General features: G+C 61.8%; 11 protein-coding genes. 2 read left to right on the forward strand and 9 right to left on the reverse strand.

Features of this window, described 5'->3' with window-relative positions; genetic code table 11:
* The gene (locus AB4Z15_RS01655; RefSeq protein ID WP_442015748.1) at positions 1-1,296 is read right to left on the reverse strand and encodes a cytochrome P450; all 1,296 of its coding nucleotides are present in this window, start codon (positions 1,294-1,296) and stop codon (positions 1-3) included.
* Between the two features lie 139 nt (positions 1,297-1,435).
* Here AB4Z15_RS01655 and AB4Z15_RS01660 point away from each other — a divergent pair, with 139 nt between their 5' ends.
* Entirely contained in the window at positions 1,436-2,350 is a 915-nt protein-coding gene (locus AB4Z15_RS01660; protein ID WP_442015749.1) for a LysR substrate-binding domain-containing protein, read from the forward strand.
* A 143-nt stretch (positions 2,351-2,493) separates the two neighbouring features.
* On the opposite strand, the gene AB4Z15_RS01665 is transcribed toward AB4Z15_RS01660, so the two are convergent.
* The 8 genes from AB4Z15_RS01665 to AB4Z15_RS01700 all read right to left on the reverse strand — a co-directional run bounded on the left by AB4Z15_RS01665 (position 2,494) and on the right by AB4Z15_RS01700 (position 12,120).
* Positions 2,494-4,464, reverse strand: a complete 1,971-nt coding sequence (locus AB4Z15_RS01665) for an acetoacetate--CoA ligase (protein ID WP_442015750.1) — start codon at positions 4,462-4,464, stop codon at positions 2,494-2,496.
* A complete protein-coding gene (locus AB4Z15_RS01670; RefSeq protein WP_442015751.1) occupies positions 4,461-5,069 on the reverse strand; it encodes a cupin domain-containing protein in 609 nt (202 codons plus the stop codon). The genes AB4Z15_RS01665 and AB4Z15_RS01670 overlap by 4 nt, the downstream gene beginning before the upstream one ends.
* Positions 5,069-6,085, reverse strand: coding sequence for a fumarylacetoacetate hydrolase family protein (locus tag AB4Z15_RS01675; RefSeq protein WP_442015752.1), 1,017 nt, complete (start codon positions 6,083-6,085; stop codon positions 5,069-5,071). The genes AB4Z15_RS01670 and AB4Z15_RS01675 overlap by 1 nt, the downstream gene beginning before the upstream one ends.
* Before the next feature lie 141 nt (positions 6,086-6,226).
* Entirely contained in the window at positions 6,227-7,093 is an 867-nt protein-coding gene (locus AB4Z15_RS01680) for an ABC transporter substrate-binding protein (protein WP_442015753.1), read from the reverse strand.
* Positions 7,090-8,121: a fumarylacetoacetate hydrolase family protein gene (locus AB4Z15_RS01685; RefSeq protein WP_442015754.1), complete on the reverse strand. Its 1,032-nt coding sequence runs from the start codon at positions 8,119-8,121 to the stop codon at positions 7,090-7,092. The genes AB4Z15_RS01680 and AB4Z15_RS01685 overlap by 4 nt, the downstream gene beginning before the upstream one ends.
* 30 nt (positions 8,122-8,151) lie before the next feature.
* Positions 8,152-9,090: a VOC family protein gene (locus AB4Z15_RS01690; protein WP_442015755.1), complete on the reverse strand. Its 939-nt coding sequence runs from the start codon at positions 9,088-9,090 to the stop codon at positions 8,152-8,154.
* 47 nt (positions 9,091-9,137) lie between these two features.
* On the reverse strand, positions 9,138-10,640 hold the full coding sequence (locus AB4Z15_RS01695; protein WP_442015756.1) for a bifunctional 3-(3-hydroxy-phenyl)propionate/3-hydroxycinnamic acid hydroxylase: 1,503 nt from the start codon (positions 10,638-10,640) through the stop codon (positions 9,138-9,140).
* A gap of 103 nt (positions 10,641-10,743) precedes the next feature.
* The gene (locus AB4Z15_RS01700; protein ID WP_442015757.1) at positions 10,744-12,120 is read right to left on the reverse strand and encodes an aldehyde dehydrogenase family protein; all 1,377 of its coding nucleotides are present in this window, start codon (positions 12,118-12,120) and stop codon (positions 10,744-10,746) included.
* Positions 12,121-12,259: 139 nt separating this feature from the next.
* On the opposite strand from AB4Z15_RS01700, the gene AB4Z15_RS01705 reads away from it, so the two are divergent.
* On the forward strand, positions 12,260-13,273 hold the full coding sequence (locus AB4Z15_RS01705; protein ID WP_442015758.1) for an ornithine cyclodeaminase family protein: 1,014 nt from the start codon (positions 12,260-12,262) through the stop codon (positions 13,271-13,273).
* The last annotated feature ends 24 nt before the right edge of the window (positions 13,274-13,297 follow it).

The raw sequence follows: 13,297 nt of genomic DNA on the forward strand, positions 1-13,297 counted from the left end.
TTAGTTCCAGGTGACGGGCAGGCTGGTCAGTCCGCGGAAGACCCAGCCATCCCAGCTTTCACTCCGTCGCTGGTCCACGCGCAGGCCCGGAAAGCGCTCGTAGGCCATCGGCACGGCGATCTGGCCAATGGAGGTCTTCGCCGCCCAGTGACCGGCGCAGAGGTGGACGCCGCTGCCGAAGGCGAGGTGGGGGCGTTTGGTCCGATTGATATCGAATTCTGCAGCTGAAGCGCCGAAGTGGCCCTCGTCGCGGTTGGCAGATGCCACGACGACGCCGATACCGGCGCCGGCAGGTATACGGACGCCTTCAAGGACAGTTTCCCGTGTCGTTTCCCGGGGGTACATTCCGATCGGTGACTGCCATCTGACCGCCTCATCAAACACTGATGCCCACCAAGCTGGATCAGCAAGGACCTGCTCGCGTTGGTCAACATGATTGCTCAGCGCCCACACCATGTTGGTGACCATATGCTGCGGCTCGTTCATACCACCGGAAATGGTCAATTTGACGTTGGCTGCAACATTGGCGGTGGGGAGTCCACTGTTGGCAAAAGCGGACACCATCGAGGCGTCCGGATTCTGCCGGTAATAGGGGATGAGCTCCTCCAGCAAGCGATCAGCCTCCGCGGTAGCGGCATCACACCGGTCCCAGATCGACTGATCATTCAAAACATTTCCCATCCCGGCGATGAAGTCATGAGACCAGCGCCGCACCTGCTCCACGGAAACGTCCTTCAATCCCAGGAGGTCAATGAGATTCTGCGATGCCACGGGGGCTGCGTAATCCCGGTTCAGATCCGCTTCGTCCGGCCCCAGCTCGGCGACTTTCTGAAGGTAGGTCTCGGCGTTACGCTCAAAAACCGGTCCCCAGACTTCCTTGATGGACTTGGGACGAAGAACAGGATTTACAGGCGCCCGATCTGCGGCGTGCTCCGGGTCGTCTTTGCGCAACATTGGCTGGGCGCCGATCGCCCGGGTCATCGTTGCACCCGAAACGTTAGCACTGAACAGCTCCTGATCCTGTTCAACCGTGTGGCAACCGGCGTAACTCGTCACCAGGAACTTGTTAAGCTGCGGAACCCAGGCCACCGGAGACTGCGCCCGGAGCCGGGCATAAGTCGGGTATGGATTAGTTGCAAGGGCCGCTACGTCAACCCAATCAGCCACCGGGTAGTCAGCGGCATCCGGTGAAACAGTTGCAGGCTCCTCTCCGCCGATACTGCGAACCGGGTCTGTTGTCGTATGGGTAATCACTGAGTTCCCGTGGAACGGGCACTCGCCCGCTTGTGTCGTCATGGCTTGCTCCTACTGGCACGTCATTGTGTACCCGGTGCTACTGGTACGTCCTCGTGTAATCAGTGTCATGGCAAAACATTCTCCAGTAAACTGCGGATATCAGCAGAAGTAATTCGATTTCTTAGGAATAGAGACTCAAGTGCCGAAGTTCACCTTTCGACAGCTCGAACTGTTCGCCGCGCTCCCCGAACACAGCACCTTGGGGTCAGCAGCACAACAGCTGCACATCTCCGAATCGGCGCTGTCCCATGCCATCAGTGAGCTGGAGGCGGCACTGGGGGAACAGCTGTGCATTCGCAGGAAAGCCAAGGGAATGCACCTGACACCCACCGGACGCCACTTCGCAACGCGGGCCCGGGAATTGCTTCGGGAAGCCAGTGCACTGGCCGAGGGGTTGGGAGAGCTTCGTGGCGAGCTCAAAGGCCCGGTGTCACTGGGCTGCTACACAGGCCTGGCAAGCAACGTGCTCCCCGCCGTCCTCGAGGGCATGGCAAAACGCCACCCAAAAGTGGAAATCAGCATCACGGTGGGAGACCATGCCGACCTGCTGCCCGCTCTGGAAAACGGAAGCCTGGACACTGCGATCGTCTATGACATCGGCCTTCCCGCGGACGTGGAACGCAAAGTCATCTACCAAACCGAAGTCATGGCAGTCCTGGGCGCCGACGACCCCCTTGCCCAGGAAGAGGACATTGAACTGGAAGCTTTGGCTAGCAAGCCGCTCATCATGCTCAACACGGCACCCAGCACCGAATATACGCAGTTGATGTTCGCCCAACGCGGCCTCAAACCACAGCTCGGGGCCGTAGTACCGCAAATCGATCTGGTCCGGGCAATGGTCGGGCGGGGACTCGGCTATAGTCTGCTGATGTCCAGGCCCAACCAGATCCCCGTCTCGAGCGAAGGCAAAGGTCTCGTCACCAGGCACCTCCGCCCCCGCGCCGGCCAGACCTCCGTCGTCGCGGTGTGGCCCAAGGAAGCGGCCCTCACGAACCGGGCCAAGGCGCTGGTGCAATACGCCGTCGAAATCCTGGATGCATCTCAGCCCGAGTAAAGCGGCGCTGGACGTCGCTGGGGGGCGAATCAGCTTCTGGACCGCTTTGACGTAAGGGCCCAAGCACGACGACGAGCCGGACCTCGCTTGCGCCGGTCCGGCTCGTCCTTCCCCCATTTCCATTGCCCGTAGGGCGGCGCCACCTAGGGTGATACGGTCTGCCGGCTAAGGGCAAACCTTGCATATCCTTCCAGCAGGACAGCGTTGTCCACCGACCCGAGATCTGCGACCGATTCCAGTGGTGCACCCTGCAAGAGCCGCTTTACGGGGACCTCCAGCTTCTTTCCAGTGCGGGTATGCGGAATTCCCGGCATGAAGACAATGTCGTCGGGAAGGTACCGAACGGACAGGTTTTCCCGAATCGATCTGGTGATGGCTTCCCGAGCGATGCTCGGGTCGGCGCCGTCGGCCAAGTGGACGAAGAGTGGCATGTAATAATCAACGCCCAGTTCCGCACCGACAACCAAGGCCTCGGCGACCTCCTGCAATGATTCAACTACGGCATAGATATCTGCCGAACCGAGCCGCAGCCCATTGCGGTTGAGGGTTGAGTCGGAGCGGCCGTGGATGAGGATGCCCTGCAGGGTGAACTCGATAAAGTCCCCATGCCGCCACACCCCTGGATATGTGGCGAAGTAGCTATCGTGATAGCGGCTGCCGTCATCACCCCAGAAGCTCAGCGGCATCGATGGCATTGCTTGGGTAACCACCAGTTCGCCCTTACCACGCGTGGGATTGCCGACTTCATCCCAGGACTCCACACGTACCCCAAGGGCAGGTGCTTGGATATAGCCGACATGGACGGGCAGTGTGGGACATCCCCCTACGAAAATGGAGGCGATGTCAGTACCGCCACTCATCGAGTTCAACCAGACATCGCCCACATTGCCGTAAACCCAGCGATAGCCGTCAGCGGAGAGCGGTGAACCTGTGACCTGAACGGATTTCAAGGCAGCCAGGTCATGGTCGAGCATCGGTGCCAGGGACGCCTTTGCGCAGGCGTGGATGAAACCAGCACCCACGCCCAGGACAGCAATCTGCTCTGCTGCAGCGATCTGCCATACCCGGTCCAAGGACGGGAAAGTGGGGTTTCCATCAACGAGCACCGCCGTGGCACCGACTCCGAGCGCAGAGACGAGCGAGTTCCACAACACCCAGCTGGTGGAAGCAACGTTGAGGTATCGGTCCCCCGGGCGCAGGTCGGAATGTATAAGGAGCATTTTCAGCTCCTCAAGCAGCGCTCCGCCGTGACCGTGAACGATCCCCTTGGGAATCCCTGTGGTCCCCGAAGAAAACAGTACCCACAGGGGGTGGCTGAACTCGAGGTCGGTGAAGACAAGCTCCGCTGGATCGGCGATGGCCTGCTCCCAATCCGTGGCCGGGACCTGGGTGGGGACACTTGGAATGGAAGTATGCCGCCCCACCCAGATGATGTGCTCGAGCGTAGGCAGCTTTGCGATGATTTCCACCAGCTCACCACGACGGTCCCGGTCCTTCCCGCCGAGTCGGTAGCCCGGCGCGGCAAGGATGACCTTTGGTTCGAGCTGGGCAAAGCGTGTAACGATTGCACCCGGGCCGAACTCCGGGGCACAGACCGACCAGATAGCGCCGACGGACGCACTGGCAAGCAGCCCGACGACGGCCTCGGCAACGTTGGGAAGTATTCCGACAACCCTGTCGCCCTGGCCTACGCCGCAACTACGAAGATGGGCAGCCAAGGAGGCAACGTCCCTCCTCAGCGCAGCCCATGTGACCTCCTCGCGCTTCCCATCCTCATCGATGCCGATGAGGGCGACTCCCTCGTGGCCCTGCAGCAGATGCTTTGCAAAGTTGAGCGTGCGGCCGGGGAACCAGCGCGTGTGTGGCATGGGGTCGCCGCTGCACACCGGCCCCGGAGTTCCACCTAAATCGACGCCGGCAAACTCGGCGAAAAGCTCCCAGAACTTCCCGGGCTCATCCACTGACCACTGCCACAGTTCGTCGTAGCCCGCCCCAATCCCGACGCTGTGGCCGGCCAGGAACTCGGCGAATCGGCCAACGCCGGTCTCGGGCGCCCGTTCCAGATCAGGTTGCCAGATCAATTCGCCATCTGCGGCCTGCGCGTTGGTAATCATGCCCTCTCCAAGTGCCGGGAGGCCTTCCTGCGCTGCTCGGCAATCTGTGCCGCGGTCAGCGGTTCGGTTCCGATCAGTACGAACAGGACCCTGGCGGTCTGCTCCGTGCGGTTGGACCAGGCGTGGCTCGTGGCACGTTGCACGGCCACATCACCGGCGCGCATGGTTGCCTCACCTTCGTCAACCAGCAGCGTGATTTCACCTTCAAGAACGACCGCATAGTCCAGCGAGTCAGTGCGGTGGAACCAGAAATGCCTGGAACCGCTGTGCTCGGCCCCGGCTTCAGCCTCCTCGTGTCCGTCGATCTCGTTGAAGATGACCGAGCCAGCCTCGTCCGGGTACACAGAGTCCGGCGGAAAATCGGCGATGCGCAGTATCGTCTGGCCCGGGGCAGGGAAGCTGGGGATCTCGACGTCCGCGCCAGCCGGATCCTCGTCGCTCACATGATCGATCGCCTCTGCCTCCGTCATCCAGGGGACCGTGGCACCAAATCCCGGAATCATGTCCGAGGACCAGTGGTTGGGGGCCGCTCCATCCGACAGGATAATGGCGCGACCATTGTCGTCGTGTCCGGTGACGACACGGCGAACCGGGGGCCGTGTCATCACGCCACCCATTCGTCGTGGGGGTAAGTGCGGGGCTCTGGCCACCAGGGCGCCTTTTGGCGTTCGGTGGAAATCGGGGTGCGAAGCGTCCCGACGCCTTCGAGTTCAAGCTCAATGACGTCGCCGGGCTGCAGGAATTTACCGATCTCCACGCCGGCGCCGAAGCCCATGGTGCCGGAGCCGATGAGGTCCCCAGGCTGAAGGCGGTCCGAGATGGAGACGTAAGCCAGCAACTCGGCCGGCGTGTAGACGAAGTCCTCCACCTTGGTGTCGGAGAGGACTTCGCCGTTGACACGGACCTGCCCGCGCAGTCCCTCGATTGAATCGACTTCGTCCATCGTGGTGACCCATGGGCCGATGCCGTAGCCGAAGTCCTTGCACTTTTGCGGGCCCATGCCGATGGCCATTTCCGCACCCTGAACATCGCGTGCGCTGAAGTCGTTGAAGACGGTGATGCCGAAGAGATGGTCCAGCGCCGTATCAGGGGTCAGATCACTGCCGGACTTGCCCACGACGTATCCAACCTCGAGCTCCCAGTCCAGGGCATTCGTGAAATCGGGGTAGGGAAGCTCCTGGTTGTGTCCGTAGGACATGGCCGTGGTGCCCTTGAAATAGCCCGGCCGCTCGTAAATTGAGCGTGCCGGCTGGGCCTTGGCCACAATACGGTGGAAGTTTTGGATATGCTGCTCGAAAGTCAGGCCGTCGCGTATCACCGGGGCGTCGACTGCCGCTCGCCATGACACCTCGTCAATGCCGTATGAGGCATCGTCGGCGGCGGCCAGTGAGTCGTGGGCCGCATCCAGGAATATGGAGCCTCCACCGATTCCGGCAGCCAGGCTGCCGGGCAGAACTGCGCGGGCCAGCGCCCGCGCCCGGTCAGGTTCGGCGGCTTTGCGTTGAAGCGTTAGTGCGTAGGCGCGTGCGAGATCAATGACCCGGCCTTGTTCCGGCTGGGCCGCAACCAGGCGAATCTCTTCGCCGTCGGGCGTGGGCACTGCTATCCGTCCCAGTTTCATGATTTTTCCTTCGTTTATTCATACGATACGTACAGTATCGTATCGAGATATGGGGATTGCAATAGCAAGTCCCTCGGAGGTTTGTAGGGTCACACGACGATGATGCGTGCAGTAGTAGCCAGTACGGTGAGGATTATCGGGTCACGACTCCCGGGATGCGGGCTCCAAGGCCTTCAGCAGCGGTTCAGTGTCGCAGAGTTCCTTCAGGGAAGTGCCCTGCCCAAGCATGCCCAGACTTTGTCGGATCCCGGTCAACAGCTCCAGCCCGCGCTGGTCCACGGTGAGCGTCCGCGCCCGTGAGTCCCATGCGCTCGTCGCCCCAGCCTGGAAACCGCAGCGTTCAAGTAATTCGATGCCCTGCGCATCTGACAGCTGAACTCCGGCCTCCACGCCGCGTGCCAAGGCCCTGAGGTAGCGTTCCAGTTCCACGGATCCGACGACGTCGGCACGGACCACCAGTCCTTGGCCCGGCAGCTCCGGCAGCCATGCATTGATGTCCACTATTCGGGCAAATCCGGACTTCTCCGCAAGTTTGTCCAACGGCGCCCCGAGCAGCGTCGCGTCCACTTCGCCGTCGAGCAGTGCATCCAGGCGTTCGCGCACACCACCCACTACCCTGTAGTCGACCTCGACGCCGGCGTCCCGCAGCAGACGCTTGGCGATGAGCGCGAAACCGTTGTTGGGAGCGTCAACGGCGAACCGGCAACCAGCCAGATCCGTTATCGTCGCGAGGCCACTGCGGGCATGGATACCCAGCGGCGTGGTCGCCTCCACTTGGGCCACCAGGCGAAGGTCGGCCCCTGCCAGGGTCCACTCGAACAGGTTGTCGATCGCCGTGACAACCATGTCCTGTTCCCCTGCGAGCAGGGCTCGAAGCTGTTCGGCGCTTGAGGTGGTGCGGGTGAGCACCACATCTGATCCTCGCAGGAATCCAAGATCTTCCGCCAGCAGATAGGACACTGGCGGAACAAAATGGCTCTGGCGCAAGGTCCTCTGGCGCAGGGTCACTGGGCGGCTCCGCCAGCAGCAGCGACGGCGAGCGGCCGATCCACATACCAGGGGGGCAACTGTCCGCTGGGCCCGCGAACAGTCGACCGTTGAGTGCCCAGTCCGCTGATTTCCGCCTCCATGACGTCGCCGTCCCTCAAGAAACGGCCCCAATGAGAACCGTTGCCTGCCGGGGAACCAGTGATGAGGACATCGCCGGGCAGCAGGACGGCTACCGAGGAGGCGTAGGCGATCAGGCTCGGGATGTCGAAGACCAGGTCATCGGCCAGGGCATCCTGCATTGGATTGCCGTTCAGGCTCAGGCGGATCCGCAGCTTTGCCGGATCCGGGACGAACCGCTTCGGCACAAGGTAGGGGCCCGTAGGGAAGAACGTGGGCTGGTTTTTCGCGCGAAACCAATCAGTACCCATCATCGCGATGTCGTTGCGCGGGACCAAGGTGCGTGCGGTGATGTCATTGACGATGGTGTATCCGGCCACGTAGTCAAGAGCGTCCTCGGCTGAGACCCTGTGGGCCTTTCGTCCGATGACCACTCCGAGCTCCAGTTCCCAGTCGACGTTGCCACCCACATCAGGAAGTTGGACGTCGTCGTAGGCTCCGCACACCGCCGAGGGGATACCCGTCCAGACATACGGATCCCCCGAGCGGCCCCGCTCGTCGATTTCGGCCGCAGCGTCAGCTGCTAATTGCGCTGGGTCCGCGCCTTCCTTGCCGAGCTTGTGGGCGACGCTCATTTGCACGACGTGCTCGCGGTAGTTTGCCCCGGCGGCGATGATGCTGCCCACCGGCTGGACCGGCGCCTGCACGTTCAGTCCTTCGAGCGGGAGGGTGCGCGCCGCGGCCGCGTCGATGGACCCGAGCACATCCAGGTGTGCGTCCCAATCGGCGAAGAGATCGCCGATGCGTGAAATTCCCGGCAGCACGATGCGCAGGTCAACTACGCGGTCTCCAAAGACCGCACCGGGGAAGCTCTCCCCGGCCTTTTCGAAGGTGCCCAGCGTGAAGCCGTTCACTTGCTCTTCTTCCATGAATCCTCCAATGTCCATCATTTGGTGCCGCTATACCGGCGGGGGGACATAAAGGCCCTTGTCCTGGTCGTTGAACATCTCGCGGGCGATAAATTCGTCCATGTCGCCCCCGGTTCCCCACTGATCGGACGTCTCAGGATCGCGGGTGTCGAAGATGCTTGGATGCCATGTATCCTCGTCCACCGAGTCCAGTTCGGTGGTGTACTCCATGGTGTTCCCGTTGGGATCGTGGAAGTAGGTGAAGGTGTTGTCTCCGGCTTTGTGACGGCCGGGGCCCCAGATCTTCCTGAATCCCGAACGCAGCAGTCTGCCGCTGCCGCGCATGTACTCGTCGATGCCACGAAGCTCGAAGGATGCGTGCTGCAGTGAAGCATGCGGGCCGCGGGAGATCGCAATGGAATGGTGTTGGGCATTGCAGCGCATGAAGTAGAAGAGATCCCCCATGTGCGGGTGCTTCAGGGTGTCGGAGAGGCGGAAGCCAAGCATCTGCTCATACCAGGCGCGCATTTTCTCGGGTTCAGGAGAGTTGAGCACCACGTGGGAGAGCCGCACCGGAATCGCCTCGCGTTCCTCGATCTTGCGGTGCTTGCGTACGTCTACGTCTGATGAGACCTCGATAGTGCGTCCCTCCAGGTCGAAGAACCGGAAGCCGTACCCACCTCCAAGGGTCTTGACGTCATCGGGTTCGCCGATCAGCTTTACGCCCTTGGCAATGAGATCCGAGGCGAGTTGGTCCACTGAGGCCTTGTCCGCTGCACCGAAAGCGACCATGTCGAGGCGCTTTTCATCGGCCTTACGAACACGCACCGAATACTGTTCCGGTGAGCCTTCGGCGGCGAAGTACGTCACGTCGCCGTCGTTCTCCATTTCGGTGAGTCCCCAGTGGTTCTTGTAAAACTCAACCTGCTTTTGGTAATCAGGCACTGCGATGTCGAAGTGCCTGAGGTGTGTGATCGGGCTGAATGCCATGATGCGCTCCTGTGTTCCTGTCCGTGTGTGGTCTGTCGAATTTTGCTTTAGAGGGATGCCGGCACTTCCCGGGCAAGGCCCGGGATTCTGCCGATGAGGCGCTCCAGCGCGTCAGGGGTATCGCCTAAGCCCAGGATGTAGCGGTCGGGGCGGATGACAACAGCTTGGGCGCCGGCGGCCTGAAGGATCTGGCCAACTTTTGCCGGATCAAACAGGACCACGACGTCGGCGGAATCCTCGAGTTGTTCGCGGAGTTGGGATGGGATTGCCGAATAGATTTCGTGTGTTGTTGCCACCAGGAACCGGCTTCCCACCATGTCATCCAGACGCACTCCGTCGCTGAGGATCGGTTGAATGGCCAGCCTGCCGGCACGTTCATCGACGCCACCTTCGTGCAGGCCCGGCCCCAGTGCGGGGGCTACCGGGGCGGAGGCAGCAGGGTTTGCGCGAATGAAGGCGTCACGCTGCTTGGCGATCTCGGCGTCGGTTGTTTGCATGAAACCCGCCGCTCTTGTTGCCTGCTCCACCCAGAACCGTGCATGCGGCATGCGTTCACTCTCATAGGTGTCGAGCAGGCTTTCATTGGCCGTGCCCCGCTTGACAGCGTCAAGCTTCCAGACGAGGTTGGCCACATCCCGCATTCCTGCGCAAAGTCCCTGCCCAAAAAGCGGGGGTGCCTGGTGGGCTGCATCTCCTGCCAGGAAGATGTTGCCGGCCCGCCACTGCTGCGCGATGCGGCCGCGGAAGGTATAGGTGGCGAGGCGGTCTGCCACAAACTTCCCTGCCGGCAGGACGCCGTGGCTGATTCTTTCAACGCCCGCGGGGGTTGCAATTTCTTCGGGGTCATCCCCCGGCATCAACATGAACTCCATGCGAACACGCTTGCCGGGCAGGCGGATCCACAGGGAGGGCCGGGTGTGATGGCCCAGGAAGATCATGTCGGAAGACAACCCAGGGCCTTCTTCCAAAATGCCGTCTGCGACCAGCCACTGCGCATCTTCACCCAGCTTTTCACACTCAATCCCCAACGCCTGGCGGATTGACGAACGGGCCCCATCCGCAGCAATGGCCCAGCGGGCATGGATGAGTGATTCCGTGCCGTCAGCGTCCCGCACCGCCACTGCGACGCCGGCTCCCTGGTTGCGCACTGAGATCACGTTGGCGCCTTGTCGGAACTCAACACCGGGAAGTTCTTCCACCACGCCCCGTAGCAGAACTTCGATGTCCGGTTGGTGAAAAGTGAGGTCATCATGCCAGCCCTGAGTGCCGAATTGGCCAGTGGGCACGGACACAAGGACTTCCCGTTCCTCATTCTCAATGTGGAAGGAGGACATCGGCAAAGTTGCTTCGGCAAAGCGCTCTGCTACCCCCAGCGATTGGAGGGTACGGAAGGTTTCACCATCAAAATGCACTGCGCGGGCGGTTGGCCAAACCTGGGCATCCCGCTCCACGCCGACGGCGGTCAGACCCGCGCGCCCCAACAAGGCCAAGGCAGTGACTCCAACAGGCCCTCCCCCGATCACTACGACGTCGACGTTGACGTTAGTCATCTCGCTCCTTCAAGTTCAGTACGTATCGTTTCGAATAAAAAGTAACATGCATCACGCGGGGGCACAAGGGTGCATGGAAGCGCTTAAAACGGCGCCCGCCGGCTTAGGCCTTCCAGACTGTCTTAAGGTTGCAGAACTCCCTGATGCCGTCCGCAGCCAGTTCACGACCAAAGCCGGAGCGCTTGATTCCGCCGAAAGGAAGCTCTTGATACGAAACCGTCATGCCGTTGATAAAGACCGCCCCCGCGTCGAGATTCGCCAGGAACCATTCCTCCTCCTGAACATCGCCGGTCCACACTGAACTCGAAAGCCCAAAGGTAGTCTGGTTCGCAATCCGCAAGGCATCCTCGCGATCATGGGCACGGTACAGCGACGCGACTGGACCGAAGGCCTCTTCCTGGATGATCCGCATCTCTTCAGTTAGGCCGGCGAGCACCGTCGGGGCGTAGAAGAAGCCCGGACCTTCCGGGACTGTCCCGCCAGTCAGCACCTGGGCGCCCAAAGCGCGTGCGTCCTCGACGAGTTCAGCCAGCTCGTCGCGTCCGGACAGGGTGGCCAACGGTCCCACCTGGGTTGCGGGGTCCAGTGGGTCCCCCACGGAAAGCTCCGACATCAGCTTCACGAATTCGGCGGCGAAAGCGTCGTAGACCTCGGTGTGCACGATGAAGCGCTTGCCGGCAATGCATGACTGGCCATTGTTGCTGATACGCGCACGGACGGCGGTCGCTGCTGCCTCCGCAACATCGGCCGAAGGCATGACAATGAAAGGATCTGAGCCGCCAAGCTCCAGCACGGATTTTTTTACGTGATCGGCGGCGATGGCAGCCACCGAACGTCCTGCCGGCTCGGAGCCGGTCAGCGTGACGGCCTTGACCCGCTCATCGGCCAGCACGGAGGCCACCGCAGAGCCGCCAATCAGCAGGGTGCGGAAAGAGCCAATCGGGAAACCCGCCCGCTCAAAGAGCGTGTCCAGAAAGAGCGCGGCCTGCGGCACGTTTGATGCGTGTTTGAGCAGGCCCGAGTTCCCTGCCATGAGCGCCGGGGCCGCAAAACGAATGACCTGCCACAACGGATAGTTCCAAGGCATGACCGCCAGGACGGTCCCCAACGGTTCGTAGCGGGTCCACGCCCTGCTGGCGCCCACCGATGACGGGTTGTCCAAGGGAGCGTCAGTAAGGAATTCCTCGGCCCGCGCGGCATAAAAGCGCATGGCCTTAACGCACTTGTGCACTTCGGCAATGGATTGCGCAATTGGCTTACCCATCTCAACGGTGATCAGCTCCCCCAGGCCCTCCGCCTGCTCCTCGAGAATTTCCGCCGCAGCGAGCATCCACAGCGCACGCTGGGCAAAGGTTGTCCACCGCAGCGCTTGGGCAGCTTTGGCCGATTCTGCAATTCGCTCCTGGACTTCCTCCGCGCTGTGCGGCTCAATGATCAATTCGGTCAAACCGGTGGTGGGGTTGACGGTTGCGATTGCCATACGTGGGTCCTCTTCCTCGAGACGTGTTCTTCGTCACGACTATAGGATACGATGCGTATCGGACACAATCTTCGATCCTTCTCCGGATTCATCCACCCACGCAGCAGCCACTTCGGCTGCACGACACAAAGGAGTGCCCGTGAGCACCGACGGCGAGCTACCGACGAACCTTCCACTCTTTCTCACCGACGCCGATGTGGCCAGCATTTCGGACTGGTCCGCGGCTATCCAGGCGATCCGCGCGGCCTATAAGAATCCCGCCGACGACGCCGGCACGCCTGGACGCATATTCGCTCAGACGCCACGGGAATGGCTGAGGGTCATGCCCTCGGTGCCACCAAGCGGGCAGCTGTTCGGCGCGAAATCCATTGCAGGGTCCTTCGCGGATGGACTCCGCGTCAGCTACTTGATTTCCCTCTTCGATAAGGACACCGCGGATCTTGTGGCGCTGGTGGACGGAAACCGTGTGACCGGCCTGCGCACCGCTGCAACCACAGCAGTGGGCGCCTCCAGCATCGTCCCGCCACGGCCATTGAGCGTCGGGGTGATCGGCTCCGGCTTTGAAGCACGTTCCCATCTGACCGCGTTTTCGCATGTCCTTGAATTCGCGGACATCCGTGTGTTCAGCCCTACGGCCGCCAATCGCGAGGCCTTTGCTGCCGAGTTCGACGGCGTCTTTGGCGCCCCCGCACGCGCTGTCGGCTCCGCCCGCGAGGCTGCGGAAGGGGCTGATCTAATTTTGTGCGCCGCCCGCTCCCGGGACGAGTCCCCTACCCTGCAGGCCGAATGGGTCGGCCCCGACTCGGCGGTAGTTTCCATCGGTTCCACCACACCAGCCCAACGGGAACTGCCTGCGGAGCTGATCGCAAGGGCCACAACAGTAGTGGTGGACACCCGTGACGAGGTAGTGCACGGCAGCGGGGACATGATCGCGGCCCGGGCGAACGGCGTCGACGTCGATTCGCTCGTCGTCACGCTCAATGCGGTCCTCAGCGGGGAAACTGCGATCGATGTGGAGCGCGGGATCAGGATATATAAGTCAACGGGTTCCGGATTGCAGGACATCGTGGTGGCCGAAATGCTCGTGGATCGCGCCCGCGCCGAGGGCGTTGGCACGATCCTTCCGGTTGGCATCGTCACCAGCCGCAAATAGGCCCCAGATCAGAAAAAACGGAAA

The sequence above is a fragment of the Paenarthrobacter sp. 2TAF44 genome, assembly GCF_052114885.1.
Taxonomy (GTDB): Bacteria; Actinomycetota; Actinomycetes; order Actinomycetales; family Micrococcaceae; genus Arthrobacter.

What these genes read in the sequence shown, in the direction of transcription:
- AB4Z15_RS01655 (WP_442015748.1), bottom strand. Translation starts at nt 1,296, where the DNA reads ATGACGACACAAGCGGGCGAGTGCCCGTTCCACGGGAACTCAGTGATT.
- AB4Z15_RS01665 (WP_442015750.1), bottom strand. Translation starts at nt 4,464, where the DNA reads ATGATTACCAACGCGCAGGCCGCAGATGGCGAATTGATCTGGCAACCT.
- AB4Z15_RS01670 (WP_442015751.1), bottom strand. Translation starts at nt 5,069, where the DNA reads ATGACACGGCCCCCGGTTCGCCGTGTCGTCACCGGACACGACGACAAT.
- AB4Z15_RS01675 (WP_442015752.1), bottom strand. Translation starts at nt 6,085, where the DNA reads ATGAAACTGGGACGGATAGCAGTGCCCACGCCCGACGGCGAAGAGATT.
- AB4Z15_RS01685 (WP_442015754.1), bottom strand. Translation starts at nt 8,121, where the DNA reads ATGGAAGAAGAGCAAGTGAACGGCTTCACGCTGGGCACCTTCGAAAAG.
- AB4Z15_RS01690 (WP_442015755.1), bottom strand. Translation starts at nt 9,090, where the DNA reads ATGGCATTCAGCCCGATCACACACCTCAGGCACTTCGACATCGCAGTG.
- AB4Z15_RS01695 (WP_442015756.1), bottom strand. Translation starts at nt 10,640, where the DNA reads ATGACTAACGTCAACGTCGACGTCGTAGTGATCGGGGGAGGGCCTGTT.
- AB4Z15_RS01700 (WP_442015757.1), bottom strand. Translation starts at nt 12,120, where the DNA reads ATGGCAATCGCAACCGTCAACCCCACCACCGGTTTGACCGAATTGATC.